Source organism: Sphingomonas lycopersici (genome assembly GCF_026130605.1).
Taxonomy (GTDB): domain Bacteria; phylum Pseudomonadota; class Alphaproteobacteria; order Sphingomonadales; family Sphingomonadaceae; genus Sphingomonas; species Sphingomonas lycopersici.
Map to the genome: position 1 here is coordinate 87,099 of NZ_JANFAU010000005.1, position 18,055 is coordinate 105,153.

Sequence of the window (18,055 nt, forward strand, 5' to 3'; positions counted from 1 at the left end):
TGAAACAGCAAGAAAAAAGGTCCGCTGCATGACGAATCCCACGCCCCGCCCCTTCGTCGTCGCGCTCGGCGGGACGCTGAAGCCCGATTCCTCGACCGAAAAGGCGCTGGTGCTGGCGCTCAAGGGGGCGGAAGCCGTTGGCGCGGAAGTGAAGCTGATCGCGGGCGCGCAGCTCGACATGCCGTTGTTCAATCCCTCGACCTCCGATCGCTGCGACGCGGCGCGCGAGATGGTCGAGACGCTGCGTCGCGCCGACGGGATCATCCTCGGCTCGCCGGGCTATCACGGCAGCATCTCCGGCCTGGTCAAGAATGCGCTCGATTACACCGAGGACATGCGCGAGGACGAAAACCCCTATTTCCACGGCCGCCCGGTGGGCAGCGTGGCGACCGGCGCCGGCTGGCAGGGCGCGGTCAACACGCTGACCGCGCTGCGCAATATCGTCCACGCGCTGCGCGGGTGGAACACCCCGATGGGGGTTGCGGTCAACACGATCGAGCCGGTGTTCGCCCCCGACGGCTCGTGCCTCGATCCCAAGATCGCGGCGATGCTCGATCAGATGGGGCGCGAGATCGCCACCGCGGCGCGTGCCCGCGCGATATTGGAACAGGCCGAGGCGCAGCATGACGCGTGACGGGCTGATCGCGTCGCTCGGCGCCATCCGCCAGACCGCGTGGCTGACCGAGGATCTCGACGCCTCGACCGAAAGCTGGCGGCGCTTCGCCGGGGTCGGGCCATGGACGGTCTATCGCAACGTCACGCTCGAAGGGCGGTATCGCGGCCAACCGGTCAGCGTGACGATCGACGTCGCGCTTTCCTATCAGGACGGGATGCAGATCGAGATCATCCGTCCGCTTGGCGAAGGCCCGTCGCCTTATCATGACGGTGCGGGGCGGGTGCGCGTGGGGATGCACCACATTGCATGGCTGGTCGACGATGTCGCGACCGCCAAGGTCACGGCGGCGCGCAACGGGCTGGAGCTATTGTTCGACGCCGAAGCCGGCGGCGGCGCGACCCGCGTCGCCTATCTGCAAGCGCCGCACGATCCGACGATCCTGCTCGAGCTGATCGAGGCCAATCCCGCGACGCTCGACGGCTTCACCAGCGGCGTCGTCGCCTCGCGCGACTGGGACGGCGCGAGCGCGGGCGCGGAATATGATTTCGCGAGCTGACCGGGAACACGCGGCATAGATCGCACTTTCCCCTCCTCCGTTCGCCCTGAGCCTGTCGAAGCCCTGCCCTTTTCTTCCAAGGAAGAAGGACAGCCCTTCGACAGGCTCAGGGCGAACGGGGGGTAGTTTACTCTAACGGACTGTTTGGGAGAGCCATCCGATGGAAAAGATCGTCTATGCGCTGTGGCGCGACACCGCCACCGACCGCGACGCGTTCAACGCCCGGCTGAAGGACGAAATCGCCCCGCGGCTCGCCGAGCAAGCCTATGCGGTGCGCATCAATCTGCAGGACGCCGATGTCGCCAACGGCACATCGCCACGCATGGCCTCGACCAATCCGCAGATGGATGCGGTGGTCCAGCTGTGGATCGACAGCGCGCGCGATATCGCCCGCCAGCCCCTCGACGCGATCGTCGCTGAAGCTGCGCCGCGCTTCGCTGCGTGGCTGGTGTGCGAATCGACCGCTATCGCCAATAACCGGCACCCGCCCCAGCCGGGCGTGCGCACCGAAGGCTTCTCGCAGGTCGTGTTCCTCGGCCGCCCGCCGCGGCTGACGTGGGAGGCGTGGCGCGAGATCTGGCAGCGTGATCACACCGTCACCGGGATCGAGACGCAGGCCAATTTCGAATATGTGCAGAACCTCGTCATCCGCCCGTTGACCTATGGCGCGCCCGATTATGCCGCGATGGTCGAGGAATGTTTCCCGCGCGCCGCGCTGACCGACGAAGGGGTCTATTTCGACGCGCCGAACGACCCGGCGAAGCTCGCCGCCAACCAGCAGCAGATGATGGAAAGCTGCGCGCGCTTCATCGATTTCGACCGGATCGATTGCATCCCGACCAGCCAGTTCGAGATCAAGCGGCTGGGCCGCTGAAAACGCGCATCCCCTCCCCAAAAGGGAGGGGCCGGGGGACGGGTCGCGTCGTAAGACGCGCATCCCGGCTCCTTTTGAGGGCGTGAGAGCAAAGCGGATGTCTTGTGACAAAGCCGCATCACATTTCCGCAAATGCGGATTTTTTTCGGCAAATCACCACGAAATGCGTATTGCAAGCTTGACGTAGCCCGCCGCTTGGCGCCAATATTCTGCGCAAAGAAGCAGCATCGACGGCGTTTGCCCGCAGGATGCGCAGCAGGAGAGCGGTGATGTGTGACGGCGAAGACCCCCGGACCTGGTTCAACCCCGATGCGGTGGTGAGGTCGGAACGTGTCGAGATCGACGCCCCCGCCGCGCTGATCTGGGAAATCCTCACCGATCTGCCGCGCTACGGCGAGTGGAACCCGTTCTGCATCGCCGCCGAATCGACGCTGGAAATGGGCGCGCCGGTCCACATGACGCTGAAAAGCTACACCGAGCCCGACGCGACCTTCCCCAATTGCGAATATGTCTGCGCATTCGAGCCGGAGAAGCTGCTGTCGTGGCAGCTCCCTTATGACGATGCCTGGCCCTATCCGGCGCGGCGCGACCAGATCATCGAGGCGCTGGGGCCGGAGCGCTGCGCCTATCATTCGACCGACGCCTTCCTCGGCGACACCGGCATCCACGTCATGCGCTTCTGCGGGCCGTGGGTGAAACGCGCGTTCGACGATACCGCGCAGGCGCTCAAGGCGCGCGCCGAGGCGATCCACGCCCGCCGCAAGGAGGCGGCGACGGCATGACGCTGGACCTCGAAGCGATCGAACGCATCAAGCGCGTCAAATATCTCTATTGCCGCGGGATCGACACCTGCGATCTGCCGCTGCTGGAGACGTTGTTCACCGCCGATGCGGCGGTCGATTATCAGGGCGGCAGCTATCGCTTTCAGGCGGAGGGGCGCGACGCGATCCTCGAGGCGCTCGGCGCGGCGTTCAACAAGGATTTCGTCGCCTGCCACACCGTCCACCACCCGATCATCGACGTCCACGGCGACGGCACCGCCGACGGCGAGTGGCGGCTGGTCGATTATGCGCTGAACCTCAAGGAGAATAATCTCACGACGATCGGCGCGGCGACCTATCGCGACACATATGTGCTGGAGGGTGGCGCGTGGAAGATCCGCCGCGCGACCTATACCCGCATCTATGAGCGCGTATTCAACGATCCCGATCCGGCGCTGACCTTCCACATTCTCGGGGGCGCAGCGGCATGATCGAGATCCTCGGCATGACCAGCCCCAATGTGCTCAAGCTCGTCCTCATGCTTGAGGAATGCGGGCTGGCTTATCGGCTGCGGCATGTCGATGTATTCACCGGGGAACAGCGGACGCCCGAATTCCTCGCGCTCAATCCCAGCGGCAAGGTGCCGGTGCTGATCGATCACGCGCAGGACGCCCCGTTCGCGGTGTTCGAAAGCGCCGCCGGCTTGCTCTATCTCGCCGAACGGGCCGGGCGCTTCCTGCCGGCCGTGGCGATGCCGCGCTCGATCGCGCTGCAATGGCTGATGTTCCAGACCGCCTCGATCGGTCCGATGTTCGGCCAGTACGTCCATTTCTTCCGCTATGCGCCGACCGAGACCTACGGATTGAAGCGCTATGAGAGCGAGGTCGCGCGGCTGCTCGGGGTGCTCGACACGCGGCTGGCACAATCGCCGTGGTTGGCGGGCGACGATTACGGCCTCGCCGATATCGCGACCTGGCCGTGGGTCAGGACCGCCGACGCGATATTCCCGCTGCTCACCGACGGGCGCGATCGCTGGCGCGGGCTGCCCGCGCTGCGCCGCTGGTTCGATCGCGTCGCCGAGCGGCCCGCGACGCCGCGCGCCACCGCCGCGCTCGATGCCTTGCTGCCCGCCGATCGGGCCGCGTTCGGCAGGGCTGATGCCGATGCGCTCGATCGCTTCTTCGGGCGCGGACGCCACGATCACAGCCACAAGCTTACCGGCGCCGAAACGGCGCAATGAATGCCTTTGGGGAGGATGGAATGATGAGAAACCGAGTTTACGCATCGAGCGCCAGCCTGTTCGCGCTGATCACCGCGCTGGGCGCCCCGCCCGCGCTCGCGCAGACCGCGCCCGCCACGCCGCAGCAGGCCGCGCCCGTCCCGGCCGACAATAGCAGCGGCGCCGGGATCGGCGATATCGTGGTGACCGCGCAGAAGCGCGCCGAAAATGTCCAGAACGTGCCGATCGCGATTTCCGCGGTGAGCAGCCAGTTCCTCCAGTCGCGCGACATCAGTTCGATCGACCGGCTCGGCTCGATCGCGCCGAACGTGAAGATCGAGCGCGCGCCTTCGAACAAGACGATCAGCCAGATTTCGATCCGCGGCTCGGTGACGATCAACCCGGCGATCACCTGGGAGCCGGCGGTCGGCCTGTATCTCGACGGCGTCTATATCGCCAAGGCGCAGGGCTCGATCTTCGACGTCGCCGATCTCGAGCGCGTCGAACTGCTGCGCGGCCCGCAAGGCACGCTCTACGGCCGCAATGCGCTCGCCGGGGCGGTCAATCTCATCACCAAAAAGCCGAGCGGCGAATGGGGCGGCTCAGCCGAGATCACTTACGGCAATTACAATTTCTGGCGCGGCAAGGCTGTGCTCGATCTGCCGAAGATCGGCATCTTCTCGGTCAAATTGTCGGGGACGATCCAGCGCCGCGACGGCTTCATCAAGCTGGTGCCCAATCCCTATCCGCAGGCGTTCCTTGCGGGGAAGAACCCGACCGATCGCACCAACGACCTGCAGAGCGAAAGCTTCATGGCGCAAGTGCGCGCGCAGCCGGCGCACAATCTGACGTTCGACTATTCGTTCGATTACAGCCGCTATCACCAGCGGCCGGATTATGCGCAGCTCTATCGCGTCAACCGCAACGGCGATCCGCGCGACATCTTCGATCCGAATTCGCCGTCTTACGGCTTCGTCGGCGCCTTCTTCCCGCTCAATCTCTACACCAACCAGACGCGGCAATCGACCGCCAGCCTCGACGCCAACCCGCTCTACGAGCGGACGCGGACCGAGGGGCATAGCCTGACCGCGACCTGGGATGTCGGGGCGCAGACGACGATCAAGTCGATCACCGGCTTCCGTCAATTGCGCTTCGACGACAATCTCGATCTCGACGGCTCGCCGCTGCCGGTCGCGGCGACCGGGCGGCGGACACGTTATCATGCGTTCAGCCAGGAATTGCAGGTCACCGGCAAGGCATTTCAGGACCGGCTGAACTATGTCGCCGGCCTTTATTACTTCAAGGATTTCGCCGAGACGCTCGGGCCGCAGTCCTTCTTCGGCGGCGCGACCGCATTCGAATCCGACTATGCTTCGCATACCGAAGCTTATGCCGCTTATGCGCAGGCCGATCTGAAGATCGTCGACAAGGTGACGCTGACCGGCGGCATCCGCTATACGCACGAGCGCAAGGATATCCGCCGGCTGCTGATCGCGCAGCCGAACACGCCGCAGGCGACGACGCTGATCAACGTGCCGTTCGGCGGGGTGCCCGATGCGAAGTTCCACGATTTCAGCCCGGCAGTGACGCTCAAATACGAGCCGACCGATCACATCAATCTCTATGCGCGCTATGCCAAGGGCTTCAAATCGGGCGGGTTCAACGGCGAGACCAATATCGTCGGCACCACCGCCTCGCTGCCCGGCTGCGCCGCGCCGGCCGAACTGACCTGCCCGTATAAGGCGGAGACGGTCAACAGCTACGAAGTGGGCATCAAGACCAAGCTGCTCAACAATACGCTGCAGTTCAACGTCGCGGGCTTCCTCGACGATCACAAGAACATCCAGCTATCGATCTTCACCGCCGAAGGTGCGGCGGCGTCGATCGTGCGCAACGCCGCTGCGGCGCGGATCAGCGGGCTGGAGATCGAGGCGATCGCGCGCCCGGCCGATTGGCTGACGTTCAACACCTCGTTCGCCTATCTCCACGCGAAGTATAAGAACTATATCGATTATATCGACGGGGTCGCCACCGACGTGTCGAACAACCGCGCCTTCCCGCACGCGCCGAAATATACTGTCTCGATGGGGGCCGACTGGCGCGTCGCGCAGGGGGATTGGGGCAAGTTCAACCTGATCGCCGACATGAACTTCGTGTCGTCTTACTATACTTTCCCTTATGCTTTGGTGACGGCGAGCCCGTCGGATCAGAATGCCAATAACACCAAGTCGCCGGGTCGCACGATCGTCAACATGCGCGCCTCGCTGGGCGATATCCAGCTCGCCGGCACCAAGGCGGAAATCTCGCTGTGGGTGCGCAACCTCACCAACGAACGCAACCCGCAGAACTTCATCGATTTCGGCCCCGGCTTCGGCGGGCTGACGGTCGCTTACTTCCCCGATCCGCGCACCTTCGGGGTGACGGCGGGCGTGAAGTTCTAAGTCTCGCAAGGAGTTCCGAATGAACCGTTCCCACATCTGCGTCGCGGCAAGCCTTGCCGCCCTGTCGGTCGCGCTCGCCGCGCCGGCACGGGCGCAAGATAGCGCGGCGCAGCCGGCGCCGGCCGCCCCCCAGCGGGCCGGCGTCGACGAAGGCCGCATCACCGATATCGTCGTCACCGCGCGCCGGCAGGAGGAAAACCTCCAGTCGACCCCGGTGTCGGTCTCGGCGCTTGGCGCGCAGACGCTCGACCAGCTCAATTTCAAGAGCGTCGACAAGCTCAGCCAACTCGTCCCCAACGTGTCGATCACCGAATCCTCGGGGAGCATCACCGGCACCCAGCCCTATATCCGCGGCATCGGCTCGCAGGAGCCGCTGCTGACGATCGACAGCCCGGTCGGGGTCTATCTCGACGGCGTCTATCTCGGGCGGCAGGCAGCGAATAATTTCGATCTGGTCGACCCCGAACGGATCGAGGTGCTGCGCGGGCCGCAGGGCACGCTGTACGGGCGCAACACCACCGGCGGCGCGATCAACATCATCTCCAAGAAGCCGTCGGACGTGTTCGGCGCCGAGCTCAAGGCGGGTTACGGCAGCTTCAACAGCTGGTTCGCGCGCGCCTCGGTCGATACCGGCAAATGGGGCGACACCGGCCTCTCCGCGACCTTCTCGGTGATGCAGCGCGAGCGGGACGGCTATGTCGACAATCCCAACACGCCCAGCAACCGCGATCCGGGGGCGCGCAAGGCGACCTCGGCGTGGGGCAAGATCCACGGCGACTGGGGCAAGCTGACCGTCGATGTGACGGGCGATTATAGCTATGCCAAGGGCCAGCGCGGGCCGTTCGAGATCGTCAGCGCCTATCAGCCGGCGGCGACCTATTTCGCGCGTTCGCCGTCCTATGGCGGCGACCAGTTCGTGGTCAGCCCGCAATATATGGAGAAGGTGCCTTACGAATATGTCGGGCAGCAGACCGCCAAGACCTATGGCACGTCGATCACCGCGGCTTATGAGGTGAGTAAGGCGCTGACCTTCAAGTCGATCACCGCGTGGCGCGGCTGGGATTCGATCGAGCCGACCAATTATGCCGGCAATCTCAAGGGACAGGTGATTGATTTTACCTCGCCGACACTTTGGTCGGTGCAGCGCGTCTCGCCGTTCGTCGCTTATGAGCAGGACCTGAAGCAGCGCCAGTTCAGCGAGGAATTCCAGATCCTCGGCAAGACCGATACGTTGAGCTACGTCCTTGGCGCTTATTATTTCAACGAACATGCCAGCGAGTTCAACACCAACGACTTCACGCTCGTCCTGCCGCCGGCCTATCTCGCCGCGCTCGGCTTCCCCGCGGCGGTCGGCAATGCGCTGAGCGCGCAGAACATCGATCTGATCGGGGTCAACCTCGGCCAGACGCTCGCCTATCACACGCGCAGCGAATCCGTCGCCGGCTTCGGGCAGGTGAGCTGGAAGCCGATGATCCTCGACCAGCGGCTCGAACTCACCGGCGGCATCCGCTACACCCACGACAGCCGCTCGATCGACGAAACGAGCATCCCCACCGCCCAGCCCTTCACCGGGCAGTTGCCGAACCCCGGCCCGACCCCGGGCCCGTCGCGCAGCGGCGATCTGTCGTTCAGCAACTGGTCGTACCTCGGCTCGGTCAGCTTCCAGTGGACCAAGGATATCCTCACCTATGCGCGTTTCTCGACCGGCTATAAGTCGGGCGGGTTCGATGCGCGCGCGGGCGTGGACCTCGCGACCGGCCGGACCTTCCCGTTCACCTTCAGGCCGGAGAAGGCCAAGGCCTATGAAGCCGGGTTCAAGACCGAATTCTTCGATCACCGGCTGCGGCTGAACGGCGCGATCTTCCGCACCGATTATGACGATCTGCAGGTGCCGCAATATGCCGGCGGCAACGGCTTCATCCCCAATGCCAATGCGCGTTACCAGGGGTTCGAGATCGAGGCGCTGGCGGTGCCGATCCGGCGCGTCCAGCTCGATGCCAGCCTGGGTTATGTCGATCCGAAATATAAGGAATTCCTGATCGTCGATCCCGCGACCGGGGTCGTCGGCGATTATGCCAAACAGGCCAAATTCCCTTATGTGCCGAATTGGACGGTGCATGTCGGGGCGCAGGCGTCGCATTCGCTGGGCTTCGCCGATCTGATGTTCCGGGTCGATTATGCGCACACCAGCAAGCGCTATTTCCACACGATCGACCTGCTCAACCCGGCGAACGAGGTGATCGCCGATCCGGGCCAGGATCTGCTCGGGGTGCGCATCGCGCTGTCGGACATCGCGCTGGCCGGTCGCGCGACGCTGCGTCTCAGCGTCTATGGCGACAACCTGCTCGATCAGCACACGCGGCAAGCGGGGATCGACTTCGGCCCGTCGATCGGCATCGCCGGGGTGAATTACGGCGAGCCGCGCACCTTCGGGTTCGATGCGACGCTGAAATTCTGACGGCAAAGGGGGCCGGCGCGCCGCGCCGCCGGCCCCCCGCCCCCTTCGACCGCGCGACTGGGAGGATCGATGAAAGGCTTGAACGGCAAAGTCGCGCTCGTCACCGGCGCCGCATCGGGGATCGGCCGCGCCACCGCGGTGCGGCTCGCGACCGAGGGCGCGCTGGTGATCTGCGCCGACCGCAATCTTGACGGCGCGATGCGCACCGCGGGGAGCCTCGCCACCGACAGCGCGGTCTTCGCGTTCGACGCGGGCGACGCCGCGTCGTGCGAAGCGCTGATCGCCACCGCGCGCAAATGGCGCGGTCGGCTCGATATATTGTGCAATGTCGCTGGGATCGGCGGGTTCGGCCATACCGCGCAGATCGATGAGGCGACGTGGCGCCAGCTGATCGACATCAACCTTTCCGGGGTATTCCACCTCAGCAAACATGCCCTGCCGTTCCTCGAAGCGGTGAAGGGCAATATCGTCAACGTCGCCTCGGCGGCGGGGCTGGTCGGGACGGCCTATGCCTCGGCCTATGCCGCGTCGAAGCACGGCGTGGTCGGGTTCACCAAGGCGGTGGCGATCGAATATGCCTCGCGCGGGGTGCGGGTGAATGCGGTATGCCCCGGCGCGGTCGATACGCCGCTGATCGCGGGCGGGTTCAACGCGATCGAGGGGGTCGAATGGCCGCTGGTCGAGCGCATGTCGCCGAAGATCGCGCCGATGGCCGAGCCGGGCGATATCGCTGCGGCGATCGCCTTCCTCGCCTCCGAAGAAGCGCGCTTCATCACCGGGGCGATGCTCGCGGTCGACGGCGGGCAGACTGCAGGATGACGATGATGACCGACACCGGGCTCGATCCGCGCGTGCAGGAATTGCTCGACCGCGAGGAAATCCGCGCGCTGATCACGGCTTATTGCAACGCTGCCGACCGGCACGACCACGCCAAGATGCGGACGCTCTATCACGAGGATGCGATCGACGATCACGGCGCGTTCTTTTGCGGGCCGGCGATGGAGTTCATCGACAAGCTGCCCGAGATCCAGGCACCGATGGAAATCCTTCATCACAATGTCACGACGATCAATCTCGCGATCGACGGCGATTATGCCGAGGGCGAGGTCTATCTGCTGGCGATGCACCGCGCGCGGACGCCAGACGGGCCGATCGACGTGCTGGTCGGTGGGCGTTATTTCGACAAATACGAACGCCGCGGCGGCAAGTGGAAATTCCTCCACCGCGCGATCGTCACCGACTGGGCGAATGTCCACGCGCCCTCGATCATCGATCGCGACCACCCGTTCCTCGCCGGATCGAAATTCGGCCAGCCGGGTCCGACCGACCCCTCCTACGATTTCTTCCGCCTGCTCAAGCGGGGAGACTGAGCGATGCGGCTCGACGGCAAACGCGCGGTGGTGACCGGCGGGATGAGCGGGATCGGCCGCGCGATCGCCGAGGCGTTCCGCGCCGAGGGCGCGCGGGTCGCGGTGCTCGACATGCGGGTCGACGGCATCGCGGCGGGGATGCTCGGCGTCGCCTGCGACATCAGCGACAGCGGCTCGGTCGACGCGGCCTTCGCGCGGATCGATGCCGAGTTCGGCGGGGTCGATGTCCTCGTCAACAATGCCGGCACCGGCCAGGGGCCGAATGACGGCAGCACCGAGCTCTATGCCGCGGTCGCCGAGCGACAGGCACAGATCGCGCGCGGCGAGACGCCGAGCGTCTATCCCGATCAGACGATCCATATGTCCGACGAGGGCTGGCGGCGGGTGATCGGGGTCAATCTCGACGGCGCCTTCTGGTGCGCGCGCGCCGCTTTGCGGCTGATGGCGCGCGACGGCACCAGGGGATCGATCGTCAATATCGCCTCCACCTCGGCGGCGTCGGGCGAAGGCCCGATCCATTATGTCACCAGCAAGGCGGCGATCGTCGGGCTGACCCGCGGGCTGGCGCGCGAGGTCGCGCCGCGCGGCATCCGCGTCAACGCGATCCACCCCGGCCCGACCAACACCCCGATCATGCAAAGTGTCCCTGACGATGCGGTGAAAGCGATGGAGGCCGCCGTCCCGCTCGGCCGAATGGCGCAGCCGGCAGAGATCGCCGCGGCGGCATTGTTCCTTGCCAGCGACCAATCCTCCTACGCCACCGGCAGCGTCGTCACCGTCAACGGAGGCTCGTATTTTGTCTGACGATCTCGCCGCGCGGATCGACCGGCTCGAATCGCTCGACACGATCCGCCAGTTGCCCGCCAAATATGCGCTGGCGCTCGACATGCGCGACATGGACGCGATGGTCGGGCTGTTCCCCGTCGATGTCCGCGTCGGCAAGGAAACCAGCGGGCGCGAGGCGCTGCGCGCTTATCTCGACGAGACGATGCGGGTGCAGTTCAACGGCACCTCGCATCATATCGGCGGGCACATCATCGAGTTCGACGATCCTGATCACGCGCGCGGGATCGTCTATTCGAAGAACGAGCATGAGACCGGCCCCGAATGGGTGATCATGCAGATGATGTATGTCGACGATTATGAGCGGATCGACGGGCGCTGGTATTTCCGTCGCCGGCTGCCGCTCTATTGGTACGCGACCGATCTCAACAAGCCGCCGATCGGCGACCGCAAGATGCGCTGGCCGGGGCGCGAACCCTATGAAGGCGGGTTCCACGAACTCTTCCCTTCGTGGCGCGAATTCTGGGCGCGTGGTGGCGCGCCCGAGGGACCGGTGCCCGAACCGGCGCCGCTCGACCAGTTCATCAATCGTATGCGTGGCACCGCCGAGGCGCCGCGCGTCCGGGTACGCTGACGATGGCCACCCTGTTCGATCCCGTAAAGCTCGGCGCGATGTCGCTCGCCAACCGGATCGTGATGGCCCCGATGACGCGCAGCCGCGCCGGCGAGGGCGACGTGCCCAATGCGCTGATGACCGAATATTACCGCCAGCGCGCCAGCGCCGGGCTGATCGTCACCGAGGGCACCCAGCCGAGCGCGACCGGCAAGGGCTATTGCCGCACCCCGGGGCTGCACAATGCGGCACAGGCCGCCGGGTGGCGCGCGGTGACCGATGCGGTGCATGACGCGGGCGGACGGATCGTCGTCCAGTTGATGCATTGCGGGCGCATCGCCAGCCGGCTCAACAAGCATCCCGATGCCGAGACGATCGCCCCCTCCGCGGTGCAGGCGCGCGGCAAGATCTTCGCCGACGGCGCCGGGCAGGTCGAGATGGATATGCCGCGCGCGCTCGAAACGCACGAGATCGCGGGGATCGTCGAGGAATATGCGCAATCGGCGCGGCTCGCGCTGGCGGCAGGGTTCGACGGGGTCGAGCTGCATTGCGCCTCGGGCTATCTGCCGATGCAATTCCTCTCGACCGGGACCAACCGGCGCACCGATCTCTACGGCGGCAGCGTCGCCAATCGCATCCGCTTCACGGTAGAGGTGCTGGAGGCCTTGTCGGGCGCGATCGGCGCCGATCGCGTCGGTTTCCGCATCTGCCCCGGCAATCCGTTCAACGACATCCACGACGACGACCCGGCCGAAACCTATGCCGCATTGTTGCAGGCGGCCGCGCCGCTCGGCGTCGCCTATCTCCACCTGATCCGGCTCAACGTGCCGCAGGTCGACGGGGTGGCGGTCGCCGCGGCCAATTGGCGCGGCAAGCTGATCCTCAACGAAAGCATCGACTTCGCCGAGGCGCAGCAGATCGTCGGCGACGGTCGCGCCGATGCGGTCTCGTTCGGCCGCCCGTATATCGGCAACCCCGATCTTGTCCGCCGCTTCCGCGAGGGCGCCGCGCTCGCGCCATTCGAGCTCAAGGGGCTCTATGCCGCCGGCCCCGAGGGCTACACCGATTATCCCGCGCTGACGGAGGGCTGATTATGGCCGCGTGGATGCACCGCTATGCCCGCATCAACCATATCGACATGCATTATGTCGAACAGGGTGAAGGCCCGCTGGTCATCCTGTGCCACGGCTTTCCGCATATCTGGTTCAGCTGGCACCGCCAGATACCCGCGCTCGCCGCCGCCGGGTGGCGCATCGTCGCGCCCGACATGCGCGGGATGGGACAGACCGAGGCGCCGGCCGACCCGCGCGCTTATGACGTCGATCACACCGTCGGCGATCTGATCGGGCTGCTCGACCATCTCGGCGAACGACAGGCGGTGTTCGTCGGGCTCGATTTCGGCATCCTCACGATCTACGACCTTGCGCTGCGCCACCCCGAGCGCGTGCGCGCGGTGATCGGGCTGGAGAACCCCTTCCCGGTCCACGATCCGGCGATCTCGCCGCTGGCCGAGGCGGCGCAACACGCCAAAGACCATTTCATCCACATCGACTATTTCCGCCCCTACGGCCCGGCCGATACCGCGCTGAACGCCGAACCACGGCGGTTCCTGTCGAAAGTGTTCTACGCTCTGTCGGGCGATTACCGCTATCTCAACGTCTGGAGCCACCCGCCCGGCACCGCCTATATCGACGCGTTGCCCGAGCCGCCGCCGCTGCCCTGGGCGTGGCTGAACGAGCTGGAGCTGGAATTCTTCGTCTCCGAATATAGCCGCTCGGGGTTCACCGGCGGGCTCAACTGGTATCGCGCGATGGACATTCGCTGGGAACAGCGCCGCGCGTTCGAGGGCATCAAGAGCACGCCCCCCTTCTATTTCATCGGCAGCGAGAATGACGTCGATCTGGAGGCGTGGCACGGCGACGATCCGATCGCGCATATTCCCGATCATCACGCCGATGTCCGCGCGGTGCGCATGTTGCCCAAGGCGGGGCATATGATGCAGCTCGAACGCACCCCGGACGTGAACGCCACACTTGTCGAATTTCTCGGGACAATCGCCGCAGCATGACCGTTTCGCCGCTTGCCGCCGGTTTGAACCTCGCGGTCGAAGACCCGCTTGTGCTCGACGATCCCGATGCGCACCCCTGGTCCGAGACCGCCGATCTGGTCGTCGTCGGGCTCGGCGGTGCAGGGGTGGCGGCGGCGCTGGAGGCGCTCGAACGCGGAGTCAGCGTGATCGCGATCGACCGCTACGAGGGCGGCGGCTCGACGGCGGCGAACGGCGGCGTCTTCTATGCCGGCGGCGGGACGGCGATCCAGAAAGAGGCCGGCGAGGAAGACACGCCGGAGGAGATGTACAAATATCTCAAAGTCGAGGCGGGCGAGGTCGTCGCCGATGCGACCTTGCGCCGCTTCGTCGAGGAAAGCCCGGCGACGATCGACTGGATTGTAAAGCACGGCGGCAAGCTCAATGCCAAGGTGTGGCGCAAGAAGGCGTCCTATCCGCCGCTCGATTACTTCCTCTACCACCCGGACAATTCGCTCGTCGCGAGCTATCGCAAGATCGCAAGGCCAGCCGCGCGCGGCCACCGCGCCTATACCCGCAACGGCAAGAAAGCCTGGGGGCTCGGTGTCGGGATTTATGATCCGCTGCGGCAATCGGCGCTGCGGCTCGGCCTCGCCTTTCACCCGCTGACCGAGGCGCGGCAATTGGTGATGGACCGCAACGGCCGGGTGGTCGGGATCAAGGTGCTGTCGATCCCCGCCGGTTCTGCCGCCGCGGCGCGCTTCACCCGCTATATCCGCCGCGCCAATACCTTGCTCGCCGCGCTGCCGCCCTCCCTCCCTTTCGCCTCGGTGACGATCGGGCTCGGCAATCACTTCCTCCGGAAAGCGATGAAGATCGAGGCGAGCGCGCGCGAGGAACGCTGGCTGCGCGCAGGCGACGGTGTGTTGCTCAGCGCGGGCGGGTTCATCATGAACCCGGCGATGGTCGCGCGTTATGCGCCGGCCTATGCCAAGGGGATGCCCAACGGCACGCTCGGCGATCAGGGCGCGGGGATCGTGCTGGGGATGACCGCGGGCGGATCGACCGCGCTGATGGACAAGATCAGCGCGTGGCGCTTCATCAACCCGCCCAAGGCGTGGTCCGATGCGATCGTCGTCAACGCCAAAGGCGAGCGTTTCGTCGACGAAACCGTTTATGGCGCGACGCTCGGCGAACATATCGGCGATCATCAGGGCGGTATCGGCTGGCTGATCTATGACGCGGCGTTGCGCAAACAGGCGTTCAAACAGGCGCGCGATCCGATGCTCGTGCCGTTCCAGCGCGACGTGACCTTGCTCAACCTGGCGTTCAACGCGGTGAAGGCGCCGACGCTCGATGCCTTGGCCGACAAGATCGGCTTGGACCGCGCGACGATCGCGGCGACGGTTGCGGCCTATAACCGCGCCGCGCGCGGCGAGGTGGAGGATGCGTTCGGCAAGGAGCGCAGCGATATGCAGCCGATCGAGCGCGGCCCGTTCTACGCGATGGATATCTCGGTAGAGAGCAAATTCCTGCCGCTGCCGGTCATCACCTTCGGCGGGCTGCGGGTGGAGGAGGAGAGCGGGCTGGTGCTCGACAAGGCGGGCAAGCCGATCCCCGGGCTCTACGCCGCCGGGCGCACCGCGGTCGGCATCGCCTCGCAGACCTATGTCAGCGGGCTGTCCTACGCCGACTGCTTCTTCTCCGGCCGCCGCGTCGCCCGGCATGTCGCGCGGGCGAACCGGTAGCGCCCGTTCCGTCATTCCCGCCTCCGCGGGGATGACGTTACAGGATGAACGGGATCAGCGCCCTTCGCTCGGGCGGGTAATCGGCGAAGGTCGCACGATACCATTTGTGGTGGCTCAGCGCGCGAGGGCCGAGGTTGGCGATCGTGAACAGTGCGAAGATCAGCCCCGCCGCGGTCCAGGTCATCATCGCCCAGCCGATCCACAACATGATCTCGCCGAGATAATTGGCGCTGGAGACGAAGCGGAACATCCCGCCGTAAGGCACGCGATACCCCGTCTCGCCGGGCTTCCTCAGCCGGAACAGCAGATTGTCGGAATGGACGTTGATCACCCAGCCTACGCCCGCGATCGCGAGGCCGGCAATGAAGCGCGGATCGCCCAGCCACGAAGCGCTCGCCAGATGCTCGGCATGCCCCACTGCATAGCCATTCACGAAACCGTTGAGGGCATTGAACGGCAGCCCGAACCAGATCGTCGCGATCGGCAGCCGCTTGCTGCCAATCCGCATCAGAAACGGCATCACCAGCCCGCGATAGAGATAATGCGCCTGCCACAAGCCGAACAGCAGCAAGGTCGCCGCATTGATATTGATCGCGCGCGCGGTGAACCAGAAGGTCAGCGCGAAGGCCATCCACTGCGGCGCCTCGAAGATCAGCCAGCCGGGGCGCGCGGCGATCGTCCCCTCGAACTTATTGAGATAGCGGCCATAGCCGTTGGGGGCGCGGATCGTCGTCGCGAAGGCCATCAGCCCCATTGCGACGATCAGCCCCAGCCCGATCCGATACGCCCCTTCAAGCATCGCGCTCACCCTCCGAAAGCGGCAAACACTTCCCCGATCGACGGATTGCGGCGCAGCGTCTGCCCGCCGCTGACATGGATATTCTGCCCGGTGACGAAGGCGGATTCGTCGCTCGCCAGCCACAAGGCCGCATCCGCCACGTCCCCTGCCACGCCGGGCCGCCCGAGCGGGATTTCGCGCGCATAGAGATCGCGCACCTTGGGCAGATCGAGCCCGCCGCCCGACATCGGCGTATCGGCGATCCCGCCCGGCGACAGCGAATTGGCGCGGATGCCCTTATGGCCATATTCGTGCGCGACGCAGCGGATAACGTGATCGAGCCCCGCCTTGGTCCCCATATAAGCGGCGTGGTGATCGAACATGATCGTCGCGGTGACCGAGGAGATCTGGATGATCGACCCGCCCGCCGGCATCACCTCGACCAGCGACTGGAACAGCTGGAACGGCCCGATGAACTGCACCGCGCACATCCGCTCCAGCTCGGCGCGGTCATGCTCGGTGAACGGCTTGAGCAGCCCCCAGCCGGTGGCGTTGAGCGCGATATCGATTCGACCCAGCCGTTCCTGCGCCGCCGCGACCAGCGCGCGAATATCGCTTTCCTTCTCGATATCGCAGACTTGCGCGAGCGCGCCGACCCGCGCGGCCACTTCGTCGAGCGGTTCCGCACGACGCCCGGCGATCATCAGCCGCGCGCCCTCGTCGGCGAAGCGTTGCGCGATATGCTCGCCGAGATTGCCGGGCGCGACGCCCAGGATCAGCGCCATCTTTCCGCTCAACCGCCCCACACCCGTCTCCTTCACGCAAGCAGATATCTTTTACGCACCTTCGACCCACTTTGCGCTACATTCAAGCAATCAAATTACGAATCAGGAGAGAGCGATGGACGATCGGCAAGCGATCGAAGTGGCGATGGCGACCTATTCGCAGGCGCTCGACGCGCGCGACTGGGCGCTGCTCGATCAGGTGTTCGCCGAAGACGTCGCCGCGGTGACGCTCGCCCCCGAGGCGGTGCGCGGACGCGCCAATTTCGTCGCGATGATCAGCGGCTTCCTCGATCCGTGCGGGCCGACGCAGCATCTGTTCGGGCCAACGCTCGCTACCGTCGAGGGCGATACCGCGACCAGCACCACTCCGTTCCGCGCCTTCCATTGCGATCAGCTCTACGCGACGCGCGTCTACGAGGCGATCGGCCGCTATCATGTGCGCTGGCGCCGCACCGCCGAGGGGTGGCGCGCGACGCGCTGGGAATATGCGCTCGCCGCGCATGTCGGCGATCCGTCGCTGCTCGGTGCCGCAATCCCCCAGGCTTCGTGAGAGGAAGGATTCCTATGTCGCTGCAAATGCTGCTCGACGAGCGCGCGATCCAGCAGGTCTATATCCGCTATTGCGAGATCGTCGACGGGAAGACTTTCGATGATCTGCACGAAGTCTTCGCCGCCGATGCGACGGGTGATTATACCCAGGCGCTCGGCCCCGGTGTGATCAGCCCCGACCGCGCAAGCCTGATTGCCTCGATGCACGCCAATCTCGGGCCGAACTCCAATTGCGGCGCGACGCATCACAATGTCGGCAATTTCCGCATCGCGATCGACGGCGATAGTGCGCGGGCCAAGGTGCATTATTATGCGGTGCATCTCGGCCAGGGTGATTTCCCCGGCGCGCTCTATTCGATGTGGGGGCAATATGACGATGTGCTGGTCCGCACCTCCGACGGCTGGCGGGTGAAGGCGCGCGTTTATACTTGCGCGCTGTCGCAAGGCCCGGTGGTGACGAGCGCGCGGACTTAATGTG

Annotated in this window: 19 protein-coding genes; 17 read left to right on the plus strand and 2 right to left on the minus strand. The window is 65.5% G+C overall.

Going from position 1 to position 18,055, the window contains the following annotated elements; all coding sequences use genetic code 11:
- The first annotated feature begins 28 nt into the window (after window positions 1-28).
- From NED98_RS12005 to NED98_RS12075, 15 genes are all read left to right on the plus strand, one after another.
- On the plus strand, window positions 29-634 hold the full coding sequence (locus NED98_RS12005; RefSeq protein ID WP_179511075.1) for an NADPH-dependent FMN reductase: 606 nt from the start codon (window positions 29-31) through the stop codon (window positions 632-634).
- On the plus strand, window positions 624-1,172 hold the full coding sequence (locus tag NED98_RS12010) for a VOC family protein (RefSeq protein WP_179511074.1): 549 nt from the start codon (window positions 624-626) through the stop codon (window positions 1,170-1,172). The genes NED98_RS12005 and NED98_RS12010 overlap by 11 nt, the downstream gene beginning before the upstream one ends.
- 160 nt (window positions 1,173-1,332) lie before the next feature.
- Window positions 1,333-2,046, plus strand: a complete 714-nt coding sequence (locus NED98_RS12015; protein ID WP_265313171.1) for an EthD domain-containing protein — start codon at window positions 1,333-1,335, stop codon at window positions 2,044-2,046.
- Between the two features lie 269 nt (window positions 2,047-2,315).
- The gene (locus NED98_RS12020; protein ID WP_265313172.1) at window positions 2,316-2,828 is read left to right on the plus strand and encodes an SRPBCC domain-containing protein; all 513 of its coding nucleotides are present in this window, start codon (window positions 2,316-2,318) and stop codon (window positions 2,826-2,828) included.
- Window positions 2,825-3,298: a nuclear transport factor 2 family protein gene (locus NED98_RS12025; protein WP_265313173.1), complete on the plus strand. Its 474-nt coding sequence runs from the start codon at window positions 2,825-2,827 to the stop codon at window positions 3,296-3,298. Before NED98_RS12020 ends, NED98_RS12025 begins: the two co-directional genes overlap by 4 nt.
- Window positions 3,295-4,047 carry a glutathione S-transferase family protein gene (locus NED98_RS12030; protein ID WP_265313174.1) on the plus strand — a complete coding sequence of 251 codons (753 nt, stop codon included), beginning with the start codon at window positions 3,295-3,297 and terminating at the stop codon, window positions 4,045-4,047. Before NED98_RS12025 ends, NED98_RS12030 begins: the two co-directional genes overlap by 4 nt.
- A gap of 23 nt (window positions 4,048-4,070) precedes the next feature.
- Window positions 4,071-6,467 carry a TonB-dependent receptor gene (locus NED98_RS12035; RefSeq protein WP_265313175.1) on the plus strand — a complete coding sequence of 799 codons (2,397 nt, stop codon included), beginning with the start codon at window positions 4,071-4,073 and terminating at the stop codon, window positions 6,465-6,467.
- Between the two features lie 19 nt (window positions 6,468-6,486).
- Window positions 6,487-8,925, plus strand: coding sequence for a TonB-dependent receptor (locus tag NED98_RS12040; protein ID WP_265313176.1), 2,439 nt, complete (start codon window positions 6,487-6,489; stop codon window positions 8,923-8,925).
- A gap of 69 nt (window positions 8,926-8,994) precedes the next feature.
- Window positions 8,995-9,744, plus strand: coding sequence for an SDR family NAD(P)-dependent oxidoreductase (locus tag NED98_RS12045; RefSeq protein ID WP_179511068.1), 750 nt, complete (start codon window positions 8,995-8,997; stop codon window positions 9,742-9,744).
- A 5-nt stretch (window positions 9,745-9,749) separates the two neighbouring features.
- Window positions 9,750-10,295, plus strand: coding sequence for a nuclear transport factor 2 family protein (locus NED98_RS12050; RefSeq protein ID WP_179511067.1), 546 nt, complete (start codon window positions 9,750-9,752; stop codon window positions 10,293-10,295).
- A 3-nt stretch (window positions 10,296-10,298) separates the two neighbouring features.
- On the plus strand, window positions 10,299-11,099 hold the full coding sequence (locus NED98_RS12055; protein WP_265313177.1) for an SDR family NAD(P)-dependent oxidoreductase: 801 nt from the start codon (window positions 10,299-10,301) through the stop codon (window positions 11,097-11,099).
- Entirely contained in the window at window positions 11,092-11,712 is a 621-nt protein-coding gene (locus NED98_RS12060) for a nuclear transport factor 2 family protein (RefSeq protein ID WP_265313178.1), read from the plus strand. The genes NED98_RS12055 and NED98_RS12060 overlap by 8 nt, the downstream gene beginning before the upstream one ends.
- A gap of 2 nt (window positions 11,713-11,714) precedes the next feature.
- Window positions 11,715-12,782, plus strand: a complete 1,068-nt coding sequence (locus NED98_RS12065) for an alkene reductase (protein WP_265313179.1) — start codon at window positions 11,715-11,717, stop codon at window positions 12,780-12,782.
- A gap of 2 nt (window positions 12,783-12,784) precedes the next feature.
- Window positions 12,785-13,759, plus strand: a complete 975-nt coding sequence (locus NED98_RS12070) for an alpha/beta hydrolase (RefSeq protein ID WP_265313180.1) — start codon at window positions 12,785-12,787, stop codon at window positions 13,757-13,759.
- A complete protein-coding gene (locus NED98_RS12075) occupies window positions 13,756-15,465 on the plus strand; it encodes an FAD-binding protein (RefSeq protein WP_265313181.1) in 1,710 nt (569 codons plus the stop codon). The genes NED98_RS12070 and NED98_RS12075 overlap by 4 nt, the downstream gene beginning before the upstream one ends.
- Before the next feature lie 37 nt (window positions 15,466-15,502).
- On the opposite strand, the gene NED98_RS12080 is transcribed toward NED98_RS12075, so the two are convergent.
- Window positions 15,503-16,264, minus strand: a complete 762-nt coding sequence (locus tag NED98_RS12080) for a 3-oxo-5-alpha-steroid 4-dehydrogenase (RefSeq protein WP_265313182.1) — start codon at window positions 16,262-16,264, stop codon at window positions 15,503-15,505.
- A gap of 5 nt (window positions 16,265-16,269) precedes the next feature.
- Window positions 16,270-17,064, minus strand: coding sequence for an SDR family oxidoreductase (locus NED98_RS12085; protein WP_349293259.1), 795 nt, complete (start codon window positions 17,062-17,064; stop codon window positions 16,270-16,272).
- 79 nt (window positions 17,065-17,143) lie between these two features.
- Here NED98_RS12085 and NED98_RS12090 point away from each other — a divergent pair, with 79 nt between their 5' ends.
- Both NED98_RS12090 and NED98_RS12095 read left to right on the plus strand, forming a co-directional pair.
- Window positions 17,144-17,578, plus strand: a complete 435-nt coding sequence (locus tag NED98_RS12090; RefSeq protein ID WP_179511060.1) for a nuclear transport factor 2 family protein — start codon at window positions 17,144-17,146, stop codon at window positions 17,576-17,578.
- A gap of 14 nt (window positions 17,579-17,592) precedes the next feature.
- Window positions 17,593-18,051, plus strand: coding sequence for a nuclear transport factor 2 family protein (locus tag NED98_RS12095; RefSeq protein ID WP_179511059.1), 459 nt, complete (start codon window positions 17,593-17,595; stop codon window positions 18,049-18,051).
- Window positions 18,052-18,055: the final 4 nt, after the last annotated feature.